The sequence below is a fragment of the Nonomuraea sp. NPDC052265 genome (genome assembly GCF_044547985.1).
In the GTDB taxonomy this organism is placed as follows: Bacteria; Actinomycetota; Actinomycetes; order Streptosporangiales; family Streptosporangiaceae; genus Nonomuraea.
Map to the genome: position 1 here is coordinate 143,159 of NZ_JBIUBJ010000013.1, position 17,952 is coordinate 161,110.

Consider the following 17,952-nt stretch of genomic DNA (forward strand, 5'->3'; position numbering starts at 1 on the left):
TCCGGGCTCCGCTCCTTCATCTCGCACGAAACGTCCGGCGCCTGTTCGATCCGGGTGCCGAGACGCGCCAACATCTACAACTGCGGCCAGCGCGACAGCAACATCTACGTGATCGAGAGCGGCCAGATAAAGACCCAGATGTACGCCCGCTGCGGCAAGGAGTGCCTGCTGTCGATCTTCACCGCCGGCGACATCTTCGGCGAGTCCTCCCTGCTCGGGGCCGAGCGCAGCGAGACGGCCACCGCCATGCGGACCACCTGGGTGCGCCGCATCCCGGCCGCCCGCTTCCGCGCCGCCATGGCCGAGAACGAGCTCATGGACGGGTTCGTCGACTATCTCGCGTTGCGCCTCCGCGAACAGCAGGAAGTGATCGCGACAATGGTCACGATGGACAGCGAGCAGCGCCTCGCCTCCGTTCTCCTGCGCTTATCAAGAAAGATCGGTAAGCGCCGTGCCCCGAATGTGCGAGCCATCGAGGAACGCATCACCCAGGAAGAACTCTCCGGCATGGTCGGCACCACCCGGTCCCGCGTCGGATTCTTCCTCAAACGATTCAAGGACGCCGGCCTGGTCCTGCCGACCTCGGACCCGTACCTGGTCGTGAACGAGGAACGCCTGGCCGAATACGTCGACGAGGCCGACTGACGGCGACGGCCCGTCCCGGGCCCGTCCCGGGCCCGTCCCGGGCCCATCCCCGGCCCGGCCCGCAGGCAGCAGACCGGGCCGGGGGCCGCTCAGCAGGCGATCAGCTCGAACGGCACCGCCGGACGGCCGCCGAACCGCTGCCCGGCGGCGTTCACGAACCCTTCCAGCGGCGCCCGCGCGCCACCAGGCGGCACCCCCAGCGCCGCCAGGTACGCCGCGTGCGCCTCGACCGAGGCCAGCGCCGCGTCCAGGTACCCGGTCACGTCCACCGCGTGCGTCGGCCGGACGGAACCGGCGATCGCCACGTATCTGACGCCGCCCCACGGCTCGGCGCCGGCGTCGGGCAGGATCCAGCGGTTGCCCGCGTCGAGGACCGCGTCCAGCACGGCCCGGCCGGTGACGCGGTGGTCGGGACTGTTCCACTTCCCGGTGAAGGTGAAGTCGTGGTGGTTGAACGTGACCACCAGCTCGGGCCGGTGCCGGCGCAGCGCCGCCACCAGATCGTGCCGGAGCCGGGGGGAACGCTCGATCGCGCCGTCCGGATGGTCGAGGAACTCGACCGACGAGACGCCGACGACGGCGGCGCTCGCGTGCTGCTCCTCCTCCCGCACCTTCCGTGCCTGCTCCGGCGGCATCGAGTCGATGCCCGCCTCGCCGCGGGTGAGCAGGAGATAGCCGACCTGCTTGCCGGCCCCGGTCCAGGCGGCCACGGCGCCGGCGCTGCCGAACTCCATGTCGTCGGGATGGGCCACGACGGCCAGGGCTCTGGTCCAGTCATCGGGCATGGGCTGTAAGTCGTCCGTCATGCCCTTCCCCCTGACATGCACAGAGATCGCTAAACCTGCTGATCCGGCCCGTAACGGACGGCGATGTCCTTGGCGGAGGGCCATCGGCTGTAGGCGGGCGACCGCGGCCAGCCGTCGGGGGGAGTCCTGCCACTCCTCCTGCCGCCCGTACGGCAGCAGGTCGACCAGCGCGAAGGTGTGCGTGAGCTGCTCGGTGCCGCGGCCGTCGGTGTGCCAGGCGCGGTACACGGCGTCGCCGTCGCGCAGGAACACGTTCACGGCGAAGCCCGCGCCGTACCGCCACCAGCAGACCTCGGTGCGCTGTCGCCCTTCAGGGCCGGTCGGCGGGCTTCGCGTGGTCGGCGTAGCGGAGGAGGTGCCGGGCGGCGGATTCCAGGTCGGCGGCGGCGGTGAGGCAGGCCCTCAGGTGGGCGGTCACCGCCGCGTGCAGCCAGGGTGGTGTCCCGTCGTCGGCCTTCAGCCCCGCCTCGATCGTGCGCAGGCGCTCGGCGCAGGCGGCGAGGGCGCGGGCGTCCGCACGCAGGACTTCGGCGTGGGCGATGATCGCGGCGATCCGGGCGGACATGGCTCCTCCGTCAGCCCTGCGGCTCCGGGACGGCGGCGTCCCGGAGCGTCTGGCGGGTGGTGGCCGACAGGCACAGCAGCGGGCGGGCGCCGTCGAGCGCCAGCTCGCGGAGCCGGTCGGCCAGCGGGTGGTCCGACCGCGGCTCGACGGCCAGCCGCAGTGACGGCGCCGCGTGCAGCCGGGCCCGCCCGCGGGCCCGTACGCAGGACCGCAGCACGGCGCCGGCCTCGCCCGCGTAGCCGACCAGGCCGGGATCGTTCAGCGGCAGACCGGGACCGAGCCGCCCGCGCAGGGTGAGGATCCGGCCGGCGGCGACGTGCGCGGACCGGGCGCCGAGCCGCAGCTCCAGAGGTGTCAGGTACGTCTCGCCGCCCCACAACCGCGACCCCAGGTCCCGGACGGCCGCGCTGTCCACCGCCGAGCCGACGAGGAAGCTGCCGGAGCGGCGCAGGTCCGCCGCCCGCAGCAGGTCGGGCCGGCCGAGAAGGCGGGAGCCGCGCCCCAGCAGGCCGGACCGGGTGGGAGAACGGAACGGGCCGGGCACGACCACGCCCACCTGCAACTCCGCGTAGCCGCCCGCGCTGGTGTGCCGGTTCAAGGCGGCGTGCACGGCGACCAGCGCCCGCCCCGCCACCTGTACGGCGGGACCGAGCCCCGTGCCCTCCAGCAGCCCGGCCGCCGCCGCCGCGCCGACGGCGAAGTACGCCGTGAGCGCGTCGCCGTCGCCGCACCTGATCGGCAGCTCGACGGCCCCCTCCAGACCGTCCACGGCGCGGGTGGGCACGGTCAGGAAGGGGAACTCCGCCGGGTCGGGCGGCCGGTCGAACAGCAGGTACGCCTGGGAACGCACGACCCGCCCCCGGAACGGCGCGAGCCGCTCCTCGATGAGATCGCGAGCCTCGGGCAGGTCGTCGGTGATGTTGGCGAGGTAGCGCTCGATGCTGTGACACTGCGGGAACAGGTGGGTGGAATCGCAGTAGTCCACCACGTACCAGTCGGGGTGCAGGTCGAAGCAGGTGCCGGCGCCCTGCCCGTCGAGGGTGGGGATGATGTCGTGCTGGTTGGTGATGCTGGCCACCCAGGTGCGCGGGTCGGCGGGCTGCTTGAAGTCGACGGGCGACCCGACGGCGACGGCGTGCGTGACCGTGTGCCGGGCGCAGAAGGCGGGGTCCTGCGCCAGGTTCATGATCGCCGCCCCGCCCGCGCTGTGCCCGACGAGCGCGAGTTCGGCGCCGGGCGGCGGCCCGTAGTCGGCGACGGCCTCGGCCAGGGCCCGGCTGTAGGGGCTGCCGGCCAGGACCGCGCTGCTGAACGCACCGAGCAGGTCCTGGGGCGACTCGCCGTCGGGACGTCCCATGCGCATGCCCGGCGCGTGGAGGACGTGACGGATCACGCCGTCGGGGCCTTCGACGCTCTGGATGAGGGCCCGCCCGGTGGTGCCGATCGTGCTGATGTTGGCCAGGAAGGCGAGCAGCGACCCGCGCGTGCACAGCCGGGCCGACTCGGCCGCGCTCAGCTCAACGCGGCGCGCGGCGCCCTCCCCGACGTCGAGGACGGCGATCGCCCTGTTGCTCACGCCGATGATCGGATCGGCGGTGGCGAAACCCCTTCCTGTCGCGATTAGCCAGGCGGCGGCGTCGTTGAGCGGGTTCTCGTCCAGCAGCGCGCGCAGCGCCAGGACCTCGCCGAAGACCGGGGCGAGCTGGCTGAGCGCGCGCACCGCGCCGCGGTCCTTGAGCAGCGCGCGCAGGGCCCGGACGGCCTCCAGGTCGCGGTCGGCGGCGGCCGCGTCGATGAGCCGGACGATCATGGGGTCGCCGGTCAGCTCGGGATGCGTGACCGCCACGGCCGCCACGCGCAACCGCAGCGACGTGGCCAGCACCCGGACGGCCAGGCTCTCGGCCCCCAGCATGGCGCCGGCCTTGGCGGCCGCGGTGGCCAGCCGGCCGCCGGTGAAGGAGTACCCGAGGCCCCGGCGGTTCGTCGTGGCGCGGAGCAGCGCGCGGTAGGCGGGCGGGGCCGCCGAGGGAGCGCGCGGCAGGGCGCGCAGCAGCGCGTCGTCGGTCAGCGCGGCCGTGGCGTGCGCCGCCGCGTCCTGGATCGTGACCGCGACGTCCACCAGCTCCCGGGCCAGGGCGCGCAGGGGTCCGGCGGCCGGATCGTCGTGGCCGGTCACGGCCGGGTCCGCCGGGACATGCTGACGAGGCGGGGCGCCGGGTCCTCCGGCGTGTTGCGGCGCAGGACGTCCGACAGCGTGCGGGTGGCCGCGATGATCCGCAGGCCCTGGGGGGAGAACGTGGCGGCGTTGAAGATCCGTGGAGCCAGCAGCGGGTTGGTGAGCGCCTGGGAGAACGCGTCGATGGCGATGATCTTGGTCAGCAGCGGAGGCAGGATCGCCTCGGGGGAGCCGGGTTCCTCGGCGAACAGCCCGACGTACAGGTCGACGTCGTCGACGTCGCGGTAGAGCTCGCGCAGCGCGCCGCTGACCCGCCGATCGCCGGAGATCTGCTCGAAGGTGGGCACCGCGGGGAAGCGGCAGTGCTCGCGGTAGCCGTTGTAGGGCGCCAGGCCGAGCGCCCTGGAGTCGGCGATGCTGGCCACGTCGATCTCACGCAGGACGGGATCGGTGTTGAACAGGCCGATGCGACCGGCCCTCTGGCGGGAGGCGTCCTCGAACAGCCGCCCCAGGCCGGGCTCGGGGATCAGGTCACCGGCGAAGAACGTCTCGGCCATCGGCAGCTCGCGCCCGGCCACCGACAGGCGGGACGGGACCAGGCTGTGCCAGCGGTAGACGAGGTTGAACTCCACCGAGGCCCAGTTCTGCCGGTGCCAGGCCGCGCGGTCAAGCCTCGCCGACAACCACGGGTCGAGGGTGAACCGGAAGTGGTAGGGGGTGATGTGGTTGATGTACTCCTCGACGACCAGTTTGATCAGCAGCACGATGAGGATGTTGCGGGCCGTCTGGAACAGCCGCTCGTCGTCCCAGCGCGGATTCTCCATGGCGAGCAGGCGGGCCACCCTGTTGTGCTCGCGCAGGAACAGCACCGTGAGCATGGTGAAGCCGATCTGGCCGTTGCCCCGGTCGCTGCCGGTGGCGAACAGCGTGTCGCGTCGCGCGTCGGACAGGTGCTCGAAGCGGATGACGCGCAGCGGGGCGAACTCCGGCTTGATCTTGCCGTTCTCGCACAGGTAGGGCGGGAACTCGCCGCCGTTGACGGTCCGGCTCTTGAGCAGCCCGCCGTCGAACGTGCGCAGCGCGGCGGTCGCCGCCTCGTCGAGGCCGTAGACCTGGTTGAGGTCGATGTGGTGGTTGGAGCTGTTCTTGCGCGGGTCGCGCGGGACGTTGACGTCGCCGCGCAGGAAACCGTCGGTGAACCATTGGGCGAAGTACGCGAAGAGCACCGTGGAACGCGGGCAGGGAATCATGGACTCGCCCCGGGTGAACAGGTCGGCGGCCCTCTCGGCGCTGGGCAGCCTCCCTTCGGCGGCGGCGACCGGGGGCAGGTGCCGGCCGCTGTAGGTGCGGTCGGTCAAGGAGGCCCACGAGGTGTAGTCGGCCATGGTGCTCAGCGGCTCGGGGCGCGGCGGCATCTCGCGGATCGCGTGGTCGATCAGCGAGGCGTTGATCCGGCGCCGGACCGGCCGGCTGCTCTGCAGCAGGTCCCAGAGCGGCCGGCCGTTGGTCAGGGCCAGGAACCTGAGCCGGTTGGAGAGGCCGTCCGTGGCGATGCTGCGTGCTCGGGTCGCCGCCATCGTCAGCCCTCCCGCGCGTCGGTGCCGAGCCCGAGGGCGAAGGCGTCGGGGAAGATGCCGAGCGTCCGCTCCACGCGTCCGGCCGGCGGCGGGAGCAGCCGTACGCCGGGACGCAGCAGCAGGCGGCGTACGGTCTCGGCGATCACCACCCCGGCCACGTGCACGCCGAGGCAGGCGTGATGACCGGCCCCGAAGAACAGCTGATGGTGGCGGGGACGGTCGAGGCGGAACTCGCCGGGCTCCGGCACCACGGCCGCGTCGAACATGGCCGAGGCCGGCGCCGCCAGCACGAACGTGCCCGCGGGGATCGCCGTGGCGCGCGGGGTGCCGGCGGCCAGCACATGGTCGCGCTCGCACAGCCGGGGAAGCAGCTTGAAGAACGGGCTGAACCGCAGCGCCTCCCAGACGTACGGATCGAACCGTTCGGGGTCCGCGGCGACGGCCGCGGCCTCGGCGAGCACCCCCGGGCGCAGCAGGAGCTGCTCGACCGCCTCGACCATGGCCCCCGGCGCGCTCTCCACGAAGCCCAGCGGCAGCCCGGCCATGTTGATCACGATGCGGTCGTCGGTCACGCCGGCCCCGGCGGGCAGGGAGGACCGGACCAGGCGGGTGAAGACGTCGTCGGGGAGGTCCGCTCCGGCGCGCAGCGCGGCGCGGTGCTCGGCGAGGCGGTCGCGCAGGTGTCCGACCAGCTCGGTGCCCGCCTTGACGGACGCCACCTGGAGCTCGGGATCGCCGAGGAAGTTGGCGAAGCCGTCGGCGACGATCGCCCGCGTCCACCGGCCCAGGGTCCGCGGATCGGGGCCGGGCACGCCGAAGTAGCGCGCGCACACGCCGAGGGCGACCGGGCGGAACAAGTCGTGGACCGCCTCGACGCGCCCGCCGGGCCAGGCGGCGTCGAGCAGCTCGTCGGCGAGGCGGCCGGTCAGCTCGCGCACGCCGGCCGCGTCCTCCGGGGCGAGCATGAGCCGCATCAGGCCCTTCTCCCGCCAGTTCATCGGCGTGGCGTCCCTGCCCAGCATGAAGGGGGCGCCCAGCGCGGCGTCGAGTCGTGGGCCGAAGGCGCGTACGGAGAAGACCTGCTCGTGGGAGAGCACCTCGGCGACGTCGGCGAAGCGGGTCACGACCGTGAAGGCGGGGGTGACGAAGACGGGACGCCGCTCGCGCAGCTCGGCGAACAGGCTCCGCCAGTCGGTCCGCATCCACTCCCGGACCAGGCCGAACGCGGAGATCGGGTCCCTGGCCAGGGCCTCGTCGTACCTCTCCAGATAGCCGCCCGTCGTCGCCTGATCGACAGCACCCATTGCGTGGACCTTCCGCCTGATATCGGAGCGCACAGGGATGATCACGATGCGCAATCACAATCTAGGGATGCGTCACACCCTTTCTTCATGACGAGGGAGTGCAGTGTTTTGGTGCCCCACGGTAATCACTCCGTCACTGTCGGGACATTGCCGCAGTCCATGAGCCTGGTCATTGAATAAGGAGCCTGATCGTCCTGTACCGCTCATGGGAGGAAACGTGACGTCACCCATGCCGCAGCCGGGCACGGCGGAGACGGTGACGGTCACCACCGGCCGCCGCACCGCCTATCTGGTCGTCCTGGTCGTCCTGCCCGTGCTGCTGCTGGCCCTCGCGGTGCCGGCCGCCTGGGGCTGGGGAATCGGCCCCGGCGACCTGGTGATCGCGGTCGTGATGTACCTGGTGAGCATCTTCGGGATCGCCATCGGCTACCACCGGCTGTTCACCCACCGCGCCTTCAAGGCCAACCGGGCGCTGCGGATCGCGCTCATGCTGGCCGGCGGCATGGCCGTCGAGGGGCCGCTCACGCTGTGGGCCGCCGAGCACCGCCGCCACCACAAGTACGCCGACCGCGAAGGCGACCCGCACTCGCCCTGGCGCTACGGCGACAGCGGCCCGGCGCTGCTGCGCGGCATGCTGCACGCCCACATCGGCTGGTTCTACACGGCCCGCCGGCGCTCCAGCCGCCGGCACTGGGTGCCGGACCTGCTGGCCGACCCGGACGTGCGCCGGTTCGACGCCGCCTACCCGGCGGTCGTCCTGTTGTCGCTCGCGCTGCCGGCCGCCGCCGGCGGGTTGTGGTCGATGTCGTGGTCGGGCGCGTGGAGCGGGCTCCTGTGGGGCGGCCTGGTCCGCTACGCCGTGGTGCACCACGTCACCTGGTCGGTGAACTCGATCGCCCACACCTTCGGCGACCGTCCGTTCCGCACCAGGGACCGTTCGTCGAACGTGTGGTGGGTGGCGATGCTGACGCTCGGCGAGGGCTGGCACAACTGGCACCACGTGGAGCCCGCCTGCGCCCGGCACGGCGTGCTCAAGGGCCAGTTCGACCCCAGTGCGCGGCTGATCCGCTGGTTCGAGCGGGCGGGGTGGGCCCACGGCGTACGCTGGCCGGCCCCCGACCGCCTGACGGCCCGTCGCGCCGAGCACGTCCCCGACTCCCCGCGATGACACGGCGGCCGGCGTTCGCGTGTGATACCGCGACCCGGCGCCGCGCCATGGGAGGATGACGTCAGTCAGGTTGCTTCAGCCCTCCTCCCATGAGCACGACGGTGGAGAGGACGGCTCTTCGACACCGACTTCGACAAGTACACCGAAGACGCCATCGCGCTGTTCACCAGGGCGGGGTGAACACGGTCTTCGAGAACCTCGAAGGTTTCCCCGAGGACTGGAAGACCAACCCCGAGGCGTTCGTCAGGTTCGTCCGCGCGCATCACTGCCCGAGCTTCATCGAGTACGGCGAGTACCCGTACGTCACCGCCGACGAGATCAAGAAGGCGCTGCGGGTCAAGAGCGCCCTGTCGGAAATGCTCGACCAGTTGCAGTGACGGCCGCGGACGGCGCAGGAGATCAGATGAGTGAGCCGAAGACGGCACGCACCTACAACCAGAACCACGTGCCACGCCCGTACGCCCCGGACGGCGGCGGGTGAGCATCTACGTCGCATGGAGCTACCCGGCCGAAGCGGGCCGGGACGTGACCGTGCTCGACAACCGGTTCTCCACGATGACCGAGGTGCGCCGCGTCCAGTGGCCGGCCTACGAGGACCCGCAGTGGTCCGACCCCATGCGCTTCCAGCAGGGCATCGCGGGCGGCCTGGAACTGTTCTTCTGGGGCTGGCTGCCCTTCCAGCGGTTCGTCCACGAGGCCACCGGATACCCGGTGCCCGTGTACCAGCGCGTCGACCAGGCCGGATTCCACACCCCGCTGGACGAGCGGGTGCTGGCCGACACCGACACCCTGTTCGTGTGGGGACTGGATCACATGATCACCGGGCAGGAGGCCACGCCCGCGGAGATCGAGGCGCTGCGCGAGTTCCTCACCCGGGAAGGGACCTGCCTGGCTCTGGGACCGCACCACGACGTCGGCGCGAGCGACGACCTGGCGGTGCGCGACGTGGAGTACCACCATCACGGCGACGCGCTCGTACCCCGCCGGCAGCGCTTCGGCAGGTACACCCGGTCGCTGATGGCGGGGCTGGGCGTGCCGGTGGAGAACCGTTACGGGCTGCGTCCCGCGGTGACGGACGTGGGCAGGAACGCCCCGCTGACCATCGCCAGGGACCTGGACACCCGGGGGTGGCTGGAAGGGGTGTCCCACTTCAACTTCCACATGCACCTTCCCCACTACGCCGTGACCACCCCGACGAGCTCGGCGGCACCCAGGCCCCGCAACCCGACGTACTCGGACGCAACGGCACCTACGTGGCCTTCCGCAAGCTTCACCAGCGGGTCGCGCTGTTCCGGCGCTACCTCAGGGACAACGCCACCGGCCCGGAGGACGAGGAACTGCTGGCCGCGAAGATCATGGGGCGCTGGCGCAGCGGCGCGCCGCTCGCGCTCTGCCCGCTCCACGACGACCCCGGCCTCGGCGCCGACGCCGCGCGCCGCAACGCCTTCCTCTACCAGCGGGACGACCCCGCGGGCTTCACCACCCCCGGCGGCTGCCACATCCGCCGGGCCAACCCTCGGGACGCGGCGGTGGCCGGAGTCCCGAGGCTGCACCGCATGATCAGGCGCGGCACCGTCTACGGGCTACGGGCCGCCGCTGCCCGACGGCGTCCTGGACGACGACGGCGCCGACCGGGGGCTGATGTTCGCCTTCGTCGGAGCCCATCTGGGGCGGCAGTTCGAGTTCGTCCAGACCGAATGGATGAACGACGGCGTCTTCTTCGGCGCGGGCCCGGCCAGGGATCCCCTGACCGGTTCCGCGGACGGCTCCGGCGACTTCACCATCCCCCGGCGTCCCGTACGGCGGCGCCTGGAGTCCCTGCCACGGTTCGTCGTCACGCGTGGCGGCGAGTACGGCTTCATGCCGAGCCTGACCGCGCTGCGCTGGCTCGGCGACCTCGCGGGCTGACGTCCGTGGACGCCGTGCGCCCGTGCGCGGCGCCGGTCCGGCTCACCGGCCCAGGTCGTCCCACTCCTGGAGCAGGTGGGACGTGGCCGCGGCGGGGGCCGTGAACGACCAGCGGCCCGGCGGCAGGTTCAGGGCGCAGCCCCCGTCGGCCAGTCTGGTGGTCGGCAACTGCTCGCCGAGGCCCATGAGGAAGGTGCCGTTGACGGCCATCCCGTCCCACGCGCCGCGTACGGGCAGCACCGCGCGGGCGGTCACGCCCTCCGGTACGGCGAAGGTGAACTGGACCCCGTCCGGCCCGGCCCGCCAGCCCGACTCGACGGTCCCCGACGCGCTGTCGTAGCGGGCGTGCGCCTGCCGCAGCAGCGGGACGGGGCCGGGACGCAGCAGCAGCTCGCCGAAGCCGCCGCCCGTCCCGCGCGGGTCGTCGCCCAGGCCCGCCACGTGCCGGAACAGCCAGTCGCCCACGCAGCCGTAGGCGTAGTGGTTGAAGGAGTTCATGGCGGGAGTCTGCAGGCCGTGCCGGTGATGCCAGGCGTCCCAGCGCTCCCACATGGTCGTCGCCCCGGCGCGGAGCTGGTAACGCCAGGACGGGTAGCCCTCCTGGTTGAAGATCCGGCACGCCAGGTCGTGGTGGCCGGTCTCCGACAACACGGGCAGCAGCAGGGGGGTGCCGACGAAGCCCGTCATGAGCCGGTGCCCGCCGGCGCGGACCAGGTCGGCCAGCGCCTGCGCCGACGCGGCCCGGTCCTCGGGCGGGACCAGGTCCCAGGCCAGGGCGACGGCGTAGCCCGTCTGCGTCTCGGTGTGCAGCCTCGGGCCGTTGAGGAAGGCCCGCCGGAAGGCGTCCGACACGCGGGTGAACGCCTCGCCGTACTCGGGGGCGTGCGGCTCGCCGAGCACGTCGGCCGCGTGCGCGACCAGGCGGAGGGTGCGGGCCAGGGCGGCGGTGGCGATGAGGCTCTTGGGCGTCTCGACCGTGCCGGGGGCCAGCCAGTCGCCCAGCGCCCTGCCCGGTCTGACGCCGTCCTCGGACTGGGCCAGGCAGTAGTCGGCCCACCGCCGCATCGGGTCGTACGCGCGGCGCAGCGTGCGGTCGTCGCCGTAGCGACGCCACAGCAGCCACGGCACCTCGACCAGCGCGTCGGACCACACGGGGGAGTCGTATCCGTACTCGGGCAGGACCGGCGCGACGTGCGGGACCGCGCCGTCGGCCCGCTGCCCGTCGATCAGCGTCGTGACCCAGCCGGACAGGAACGCCTGCGTGTGCCGCAGGAAGCTGAGCGTCGAGCCGAACACCGAGATGTCGGCCGTCCAGCCGGTCCGCTCGTCGCGCTGCGGGCAGTCGGTCGGCACGCTGACCAGGTTGCCGTCCGCCGACGCGCCGATGTTGGCGACGAGCTGCCGTACGGCGGGGTCGCTCACGGTCAGCGAGCCGGTGACGGCGAGCGCGGACGACAGCAGCACCGCCTCCAGGTCGTCCGGCCGCAGCGCGCCGGGCCAGCCGGTGACCTCCGCGTAGCGGAACCCGTGCAGGGTGAACGCCGGCTCCACGACGTGCGGGCCGGGGCCGAGGACGAACTCGTCACGCTGCTCCGCGGTGCGCAGGTTGTCGGTGTAGAGCCGCCCGGTCGCGGTCAGTTCCTCCCCGTGCCGCACCACGATCCGTACGGGCCCCGGCGCCTCGACGCGCAGCCGAATCCGGCCGACGACGTTCCGCCCGAAGTCGGCCACCTGGACGCCCGGCACGGGCTCGGTCACGGACACGGCGGGCACCGTGCCGATCACCCGCACCGGGGGAGCGGGGTCGGCCTCCACCAGGATCCGCGGGACGGCCACCGTCCCGGCCGGTCCGGTCTGCGTGGAAGGCGCCTGGACGGTCTCGCCCATCACCAGGTCGGCGCGCGGCCGGCCGAGGTCCCGCCGGGTCCAGGACGCGTCCGTGGCGAACACGCGGCGCAGGCCGTCGTCGTCCCGGACGAGCACCTGGGCGCTGGCGGCGGGCCGGTCGCCGTAGCGGCGGGGGCCGCCGCCGGCGACGTGACCGGCGTACCAGCCGGGAGCCAGCCACAGCTCCAGCTCGTTCTCGCCGGGCACGAGCAGGTCGGTGAGCTCCAGCAGCCGGTAGCGGGTGCGGTGGCCGTAGTCGGTCCAGCCGGGGGCCAGCTCCTCCCCGCCCAGCCGTGCCCCGTTGAGCAGGGCCCGGTAGACGCCCAGTGCGGTGGCGGCCAGCCAGGCGCGTCCCGGAGCGGGACGCCACGTGAACGACCCGCGCAGGCCCACCGCCGCCCGGTCGTCGCCCGGCAGCCAGGGAGCGTCCCACTCGCCGCGCGCCCGCAGGCCCGTGGTGAACGCGCCGGTCGCCTGGCCCTCCACCCGCCACGTGTACGGCGTCAGCGCCGCCAGCAGCTCATCCGGCACGTCCACGCCGTGCGCTCCGGCGGGCACGGACGACCGCCACACCTCGCGCCCGTCCGCGGCCACCACCACGGTGGCCTCCTCGGTCAGCCGCGCGTCCCACGACAGCCGGGGCGACGGCTCGTCCACGCCCACCGGATCCGCCAGACCGCACGTCAGACCCGCCCGCGGGCCGGACGGGGCCGAACGGATGTAGGGCGTCTGCGCGCCCGAGACCTGCACCCCCGATTCCCGGTTCACGCATCGAGCCCGGTGGTGAAGGCGTTGTGCAGACCGTCGACGTCGACGCCGTACAGGCTCGGCGCCATCACGTTGATCAGCAGCACGAAGCACGCGTCCTGCTCCGGGTACATCCACCACTGGCAGCCCGAGGCGCCGCCGTGCCCGTACAGCCGCCGTTCGAGCAGCCCGGGGGCCGAGTGGCGCAGGTTCCAGGTCAGGCCCCAGTCCTGCCCGGCGTTGACCGGGTCGGGCTGCAGCTTGACCAGGCCCGTCGTCTGCGGGGTCGTCATGGCGGCCAGGGTGGTCGGGTGGATCAGCGAGCGGTCGCCGCGCAGCAGCGCCCCGCCCAGCGCCAGGAGGTCCTCGGCGCGGGAGAACAGCGCCCCCGCCGGGTGGCGCAGCCGGACGAACGCGTCGAAGTCGAAGCCGGGCCCGAGCAGTTCGACGCCGTGCACCTCGGCCGCCTCGCACGCCGGGTCGAACGTGATCCGCCCGCCGCCCGGCACCAGCGTGTTCAGGTCGGAGTCGATCAGGTCGGCCACGTCGCGGCCCGTGACGTCGCGGACCATCTCCGCGATCCCGGCGAAGGCCAGGTTGGAGTAGTGGCTGAGCGTGCCCGCCTCGAACATCGCCGGCGCGGTGACGAGGTGCTCCAGCAGGTCGTCGGGGGTGAGCGTCTGCTCGGCGATGCCGCTGGTGTGGGTGAGCAGGTGCCAGAGCGTCACGTCGGGCCGCGGGAAGTTCGGCAGCGCGTCCCGCAGCGGGCGGCGCAGCGACAGCAGCCCGCGCTCGACCTGACGCAGGGCGAGCAGCCCCATCAGCGGCTTGGTCACCGAGAACAGCGCGAAGTGGTCCTCGGTCCTGGTCGCGCGGCCGTCGTGCGCGCCGAACGCCTCCAGCACCTGGATCCCGTCGGAGGTGGCGGCGCCGAACACCGCGCACGGCAGCCGTCCCTCCTTGATCTCGCGCCTGACCCAGTCGAGCGCGATGTCGTGCGTGGTCATCCCTTCAGTGCACCTTCCGTGAGGCCGGCCAGGACGCGCTTCTGCGCGACGACGTACACCGCCACGAGGGGCAGTGTGGTGAGCAGGACGTGGGCGAAGACGAGGTTCCAGTTCAGGCTCTGCAGGGTGCCGGAGGCGAACTGGAACAGGCTCAGCGGCAGCGTGGCGTTCGCGCTGCCCTGGAGCAGGAAGAGGGCGAAGAAGAAGTCGTTCCAGACGTTGATGATCAGGATCACGCCGCCGACGAACAGCACCGGCCGCAGCAGGGGCAGCAGGATGCGGACGAACACCTGCGGGCGCGAGGCGCCGTCGATGGCGGCGGCGTGCTCCAGGTCCTGAGGGAAGGCCCGGACGAAGCCGGTCGCCAGGAAGATCACGATGCCCAGGCGGGAGCCGGTCATCGTCAGCACGTAGCCGAGCGAGCCGCCGTCCAGCGACAGGGCGCGCAGCAGGTAGACGGTCGGGATGATCGACGGCGGCAGCAGGATCGACAGGCCCATCACGAAGTAGGCCGCCTGCAGCCACCGCGACCGGCTGCGCCCGAACGCCCACGCCGCCGCCGCGCCGAGGAGCACCACGGCCACCACGATCGGCACGGTCACCTTGAGGCTGTTGAGCAGCCCGGTCAGGTAGCCGCCCCGGTCGAGCACGATGCCGTAGTTCTCGGCGATCGCCCACGTCCTGGGCAGGCCGAGGCCGAGTTCGGCGGCCTCGCCCGCGGGCTTGAAGGAGTTGACGACCACGAGCCACACGGGCACGAGCACCCACGGGATCGCGAAGAGCGTCAGCGCCGCGTACTTGAGTGCCGCTCTCATCCCGTCACCTCCCTGCGTCGCAGCCACCACACCAGGGGCACGGCGGTGGCGATCACCAGCAGCGTCACGGTGAACCCCAGCGCGCTGGCCGAGCCGAAGAAGCCCTGTCCCCACTGCTGGCGCATCACCACGTTCAGTGCCCGCGTGTGGTCGCCGGGCCCGCCGCCGGTGGTGGCGGCGATCACGTCGTACGCGCTGAGCGCGCCCACCAGCGTGACCGCCACGTTGAAGGTCAGCGCCGGGGCGAGCATCGGGAACACCACCCGCCGGAGCCGGGTCCACGGGCCGGCCCCGTCCACGGTCGCCGACTCCAGCAGCGCCTGCGGGATGGAGTTGAGGCCCGCGATGTAGACGAGGGTGATCAGCCCGCTCCACTTCCACGCGTCGATGAACGCGACCACCACCAGCGCGGTGGACGGTTCGCCCAGCCACGCCCACTCGATGCCGAGGAAGGAGTTGACCGCCCCGTCGGGGGCCAGCAGGCCGCGCCAGATGTATCCGGCGGCCAGCGGCGAGATGAGCGTCGGCAGGAAGAACGCCGAGCGGAAGACGGTGTTGATCCGGCTGGTCCGCTGGAGGGCCAGGGCCAGCGAGAGGCTGACGGTGTTCTGGATCGCCATGCACAGGATCGCGTACAGCACGGTCACGGTGACCGCGTTGGCCAGCAGGTCCTGGTCGATCAGCGTGCGGACGTTCTCCAGCCCGTTCCAGGTGATCTCGGCCCGGAAGCTCGTCCAGGAGGAGAACGCGAACCGGACGTTGAGCAGGAACGGGGCGACGAAGAAGACCGCGACCAGCACGATCGCGGGCAGGGCCCACGGCAGCCAGGCCGCCCTGTTCCGCATCACCATCCGGGCAGCCCTGCCGCCTTGGCCGCCTGCTCGACCTGGCCCTGGAGCTGGGTCGCCGCCTTCTGCGGATCCTTCTGCCCGGCGATCAGCTCGGACATGAGCTGCGCCAGGCCGCCCATGCCGGGGATGTCGGAGTTGAAGGCGATGACGGCGCCGGTGTCGTACGCCTTCTTGACGTCCTGGAGCACGGAGGAGACGCCCTGCGGGTCGGGCACGTCCTTGAGCACGGGGAAGGTCTTGGACGCGGCGATGTACTCGGCGTAGGCCGGGCCGGTCATGAAGCGCACGAAGTCGAGCGACGCCTTCTCCCGCGCCGCGTCACCGGTCTTGGGCAGGTAGAACGTGCCGATCGGGCCGGGCGCGTACGTCACCAGCGGCTTGTCGCTCGACAGGCCGACGAAGCCGACGGACTCGTCCACGGCCTTCTGGTCGCCGCCGGCGGCCGCGAGGAGGGCCGGGAGCATGTCGGAGTGCTGGGCGACCATGGCGGCCTTGCCGGTCACGAGGGCCTTCATGGAGTCCTCGAACTTGGCGGTGACGATGTCCTTGTTGAAGCAGCCGTCGGCCTTGAGCTTGGCGTAGGCGGTCAGGCCGGCGACGAACGGCGAGCCGGGGTCGGCCAGCGTGCTGCTGTGGCCCGCGATGGCCTTGCCGTACGCGTTGGCCTGGTTGGCGCCGGCCAGGTAGAGGATGGGCAGGATCTGCACCGGCCAGATCGACCCGCCCGACTCGAAGACCGGCGTGACACCGGCGGCCTTGAGCTTGGGGCAGGCGGTGGCGAGTTCGGCGAAGCTGGTGGGCGGGGTCAGCCCGGCCTCGGTGAAGACCTTCTTGTTGTAGTAGAGGCCGAAGACCTGGGGGAAGCCGGTGATGGCGGCGTAGACCTTGCCGTTGACGGACCCGGCGGCCTGGTAGAGGTCGCCGGACCTGGCGATGTAGGCCTCGCCGGTCAGGTCGCGCAGGTTCTCGGCCGGGTTGAGGGCGAGCAGGCCGCTCACCGTCGCGTGGTACTCAAGGACGTCCGGGCGGTCGCCGGTGGCCCACTTGGTCTGGGTGGTGTCCTCGAAGCCGTCGGACGGGATCGACACGAGCTCGACCTTGTGGCCGGACTGCTTCTCGAACTTCTTGTACATCTCCAGCAGCGGCGCCGGGTCCGCGCTGTTGTGCCAGATGGTCAGCTTCACCTGACCGGTCCCCTCGGGGGCGGAGGATCCGCAGCCGGAGAGGGACAGGGCGAGGACGGCGCCGAGCGCCGCGCCGAGCGGACGAGTTGGTGCTCTCACGCTCGTGCTCCTGTTCATGTGGGGGAGATTTGTGTAGAACGTTCTACGGCATGCCAGAAACGTCCGTCAAGGGGTGGACCTGAGGAGTAGTAGGGGGTTAGCCTCTGCTCTCAGTAAATGTGTAGTTCGTTCTACAGGGACACATGAAGGACGGCGTGTGACGAGCGGACGGGTGACGATCGCCGATGTGGCCAGGCGGGCCGGGGTTTCCACGGCCGCCGTGTCCAAGGTGGTACGCGGGGCCTACGGCGTGAGCGCGGAGATGCAGGCCAAGGTGACGCAGGCCATCGACGAGCTGGGCTACCGCCCGCACGCCGCGGCCCGCGCCCTGCGAGGGCGCACCTACACCCTCGGCGTCCTGCTCTCCGACACCCGCAACCCGTTCTTCCCCGACATCATCGAGGGCATCACCGGCCGGCTGGGCGACACCGAGTACCAGGTGCTGCTCGGGCCCGGCGGGATCGAGCCCAAGACGCAGGCCAGGATGACCGACGCCATGATCGACCGGAGCATGGACGGCCTCATCCTGATCTCACCGGTCATGACGGACGCCGAACTCGCCGCCATCGCGGCGGCCGTCCCGGTCGTCGTGGTGGGCAGGCACGGCGGCGCCGCGGCCTACGACGCGGTCGTCGACGACGACGTGATGGGGGCCCGGCTCGTGGTCGACCACCTGGTCGGGCTCGGGCACACCCGGATCGCGCACATCACCCACCTGGAGCGGGCCCGCGCCCAGGGGCTGCCGCACATGGTGCGCGCCGAAGGCTACCGCCAGGCGATGCGCGCCCACGGGCTCGCCGACGACGTGCTGGCCACCTCCTTCACCGAGGAGGGCGGCTTCGAGGGCGCGCGGGAACTGCTCGCCCGCGACGACCGGCCCACCGCGATCTTCGCCGGGGCCGACATCGCGGCGCTCGGCGTACTACGCGCCGCCGACGAGGCGGGCCTGTCGGTGCCGGAGGACCTCTCCGTCGCCGGATACGACAACATCGGCATCGCCTCGCTCAAACGCGTCTCGCTCACCAGCGTCGACCAGGACGGACGGGTGATCGGGGCGACCGCCGCGCGCCTGCTCGTCGAGCGCATCGAGGGACGCACACGATCGGTGGCGTCGTCGGTGTCGCCCACGCTGATCGTCCGCGGAACCACGGGACCACCTCGCCTCTGAGGGCCGGCCGCACGTCGGGGGACTGCCGCGGACCATGCATTAAAA

16 protein-coding genes are annotated in these 17,952 nt (G+C 72.3%); 6 read left to right on the forward strand and 10 right to left on the reverse strand.

Annotation, left to right across the window (positions count from 1 at the left end; genetic code table 11):
- Nucleotides 1-54 precede the first annotated feature (54 nt).
- Nucleotides 55-645, forward strand: coding sequence for a Crp/Fnr family transcriptional regulator (locus ACIHAD_RS32090; RefSeq protein WP_397358428.1), 591 nt, complete (start codon nt 55-57; stop codon nt 643-645).
- 89 nt (nt 646-734) lie between these two features.
- Here ACIHAD_RS32090 and ACIHAD_RS32095 read toward each other — a convergent pair whose 3' ends face one another.
- From ACIHAD_RS32095 to ACIHAD_RS32115, 5 genes are read right to left on the reverse strand one after another with little or no spacing between them, the layout of a single operon-like run.
- Nucleotides 735-1,709: a PIG-L family deacetylase gene (locus ACIHAD_RS32095; RefSeq protein ID WP_397358430.1), complete on the reverse strand. Its 975-nt coding sequence runs from the start codon at nt 1,707-1,709 to the stop codon at nt 735-737.
- A gap of 52 nt (nt 1,710-1,761) precedes the next feature.
- Entirely contained in the window at nt 1,762-2,016 is a 255-nt protein-coding gene (locus ACIHAD_RS32100; protein WP_397358431.1) for a hypothetical protein, read from the reverse strand.
- A 10-nt stretch (nt 2,017-2,026) separates the two neighbouring features.
- On the reverse strand, nt 2,027-4,192 hold the full coding sequence (locus tag ACIHAD_RS32105) for a hypothetical protein (RefSeq protein WP_397358432.1): 2,166 nt from the start codon (nt 4,190-4,192) through the stop codon (nt 2,027-2,029).
- Nucleotides 4,189-5,769, reverse strand: coding sequence for a peroxidase family protein (locus tag ACIHAD_RS32110; protein ID WP_397358433.1), 1,581 nt, complete (start codon nt 5,767-5,769; stop codon nt 4,189-4,191). The genes ACIHAD_RS32105 and ACIHAD_RS32110 overlap by 4 nt, the downstream gene beginning before the upstream one ends.
- Nucleotides 5,770-5,771: 2 nt before the next feature.
- The gene (locus ACIHAD_RS32115; RefSeq protein ID WP_397358434.1) at nt 5,772-7,073 is read right to left on the reverse strand and encodes a cytochrome P450; all 1,302 of its coding nucleotides are present in this window, start codon (nt 7,071-7,073) and stop codon (nt 5,772-5,774) included.
- Between the two features lie 217 nt (nt 7,074-7,290).
- Between ACIHAD_RS32115 and ACIHAD_RS32120 the strand changes: the two genes are divergently transcribed.
- From ACIHAD_RS32120 to ACIHAD_RS32135, 4 genes are all read left to right on the forward strand, one after another.
- The gene (locus tag ACIHAD_RS32120) at nt 7,291-8,241 is read left to right on the forward strand and encodes an acyl-CoA desaturase (RefSeq protein WP_397358435.1); all 951 of its coding nucleotides are present in this window, start codon (nt 7,291-7,293) and stop codon (nt 8,239-8,241) included.
- Nucleotides 8,242-8,417: 176 nt separating this feature from the next.
- Nucleotides 8,418-8,618: a hypothetical protein gene (locus tag ACIHAD_RS32125; protein WP_397358436.1), complete on the forward strand. Its 201-nt coding sequence runs from the start codon at nt 8,418-8,420 to the stop codon at nt 8,616-8,618.
- 100 nt (nt 8,619-8,718) lie between these two features.
- Nucleotides 8,719-9,801, forward strand: a complete 1,083-nt coding sequence (locus tag ACIHAD_RS32130) for a hypothetical protein (RefSeq protein WP_397358437.1) — start codon at nt 8,719-8,721, stop codon at nt 9,799-9,801.
- A gap of 81 nt (nt 9,802-9,882) precedes the next feature.
- Complete coding sequence (locus ACIHAD_RS32135; protein WP_397358438.1) at nt 9,883-10,149, forward strand: hypothetical protein; 267 nt, start codon at nt 9,883-9,885, stop codon at nt 10,147-10,149.
- A 42-nt stretch (nt 10,150-10,191) separates the two neighbouring features.
- Here the strand turns inward: ACIHAD_RS32135 and ACIHAD_RS32140 are convergent, their stop codons facing one another.
- Genes ACIHAD_RS32140 through ACIHAD_RS32160 form a run of 5 tightly spaced genes read right to left on the reverse strand, consistent with a single transcriptional unit; the run spans nt 10,192 to nt 16,739 of the window.
- Complete coding sequence (locus ACIHAD_RS32140; protein ID WP_397358439.1) at nt 10,192-12,804, reverse strand: family 78 glycoside hydrolase catalytic domain; 2,613 nt, start codon at nt 12,802-12,804, stop codon at nt 10,192-10,194.
- Nucleotides 12,801-13,790 (reverse strand): serine hydrolase domain-containing protein, encoded by a 990-nt coding sequence (locus ACIHAD_RS32145; RefSeq protein WP_397358440.1) that lies wholly within the window; start codon nt 13,788-13,790, stop codon nt 12,801-12,803. Before ACIHAD_RS32145 ends, ACIHAD_RS32140 begins: the two co-directional genes overlap by 4 nt.
- Nucleotides 13,787-14,605 (reverse strand): carbohydrate ABC transporter permease, encoded by an 819-nt coding sequence (locus tag ACIHAD_RS32150; protein ID WP_397358441.1) that lies wholly within the window; start codon nt 14,603-14,605, stop codon nt 13,787-13,789. Before ACIHAD_RS32150 ends, ACIHAD_RS32145 begins: the two co-directional genes overlap by 4 nt.
- The gene (locus tag ACIHAD_RS32155) at nt 14,602-15,456 is read right to left on the reverse strand and encodes a carbohydrate ABC transporter permease (protein ID WP_397358442.1); all 855 of its coding nucleotides are present in this window, start codon (nt 15,454-15,456) and stop codon (nt 14,602-14,604) included. The genes ACIHAD_RS32150 and ACIHAD_RS32155 overlap by 4 nt, the downstream gene beginning before the upstream one ends.
- Entirely contained in the window at nt 15,450-16,739 is a 1,290-nt protein-coding gene (locus tag ACIHAD_RS32160) for an ABC transporter substrate-binding protein (protein WP_397358444.1), read from the reverse strand. The genes ACIHAD_RS32155 and ACIHAD_RS32160 overlap by 7 nt, the downstream gene beginning before the upstream one ends.
- Before the next feature lie 157 nt (nt 16,740-16,896).
- Between ACIHAD_RS32160 and ACIHAD_RS32165 the strand changes: the two genes are divergently transcribed.
- Nucleotides 16,897-17,907: a LacI family DNA-binding transcriptional regulator gene (locus ACIHAD_RS32165; protein ID WP_397358445.1), complete on the forward strand. Its 1,011-nt coding sequence runs from the start codon at nt 16,897-16,899 to the stop codon at nt 17,905-17,907.
- The last annotated feature ends 45 nt before the right edge of the window (nt 17,908-17,952 follow it).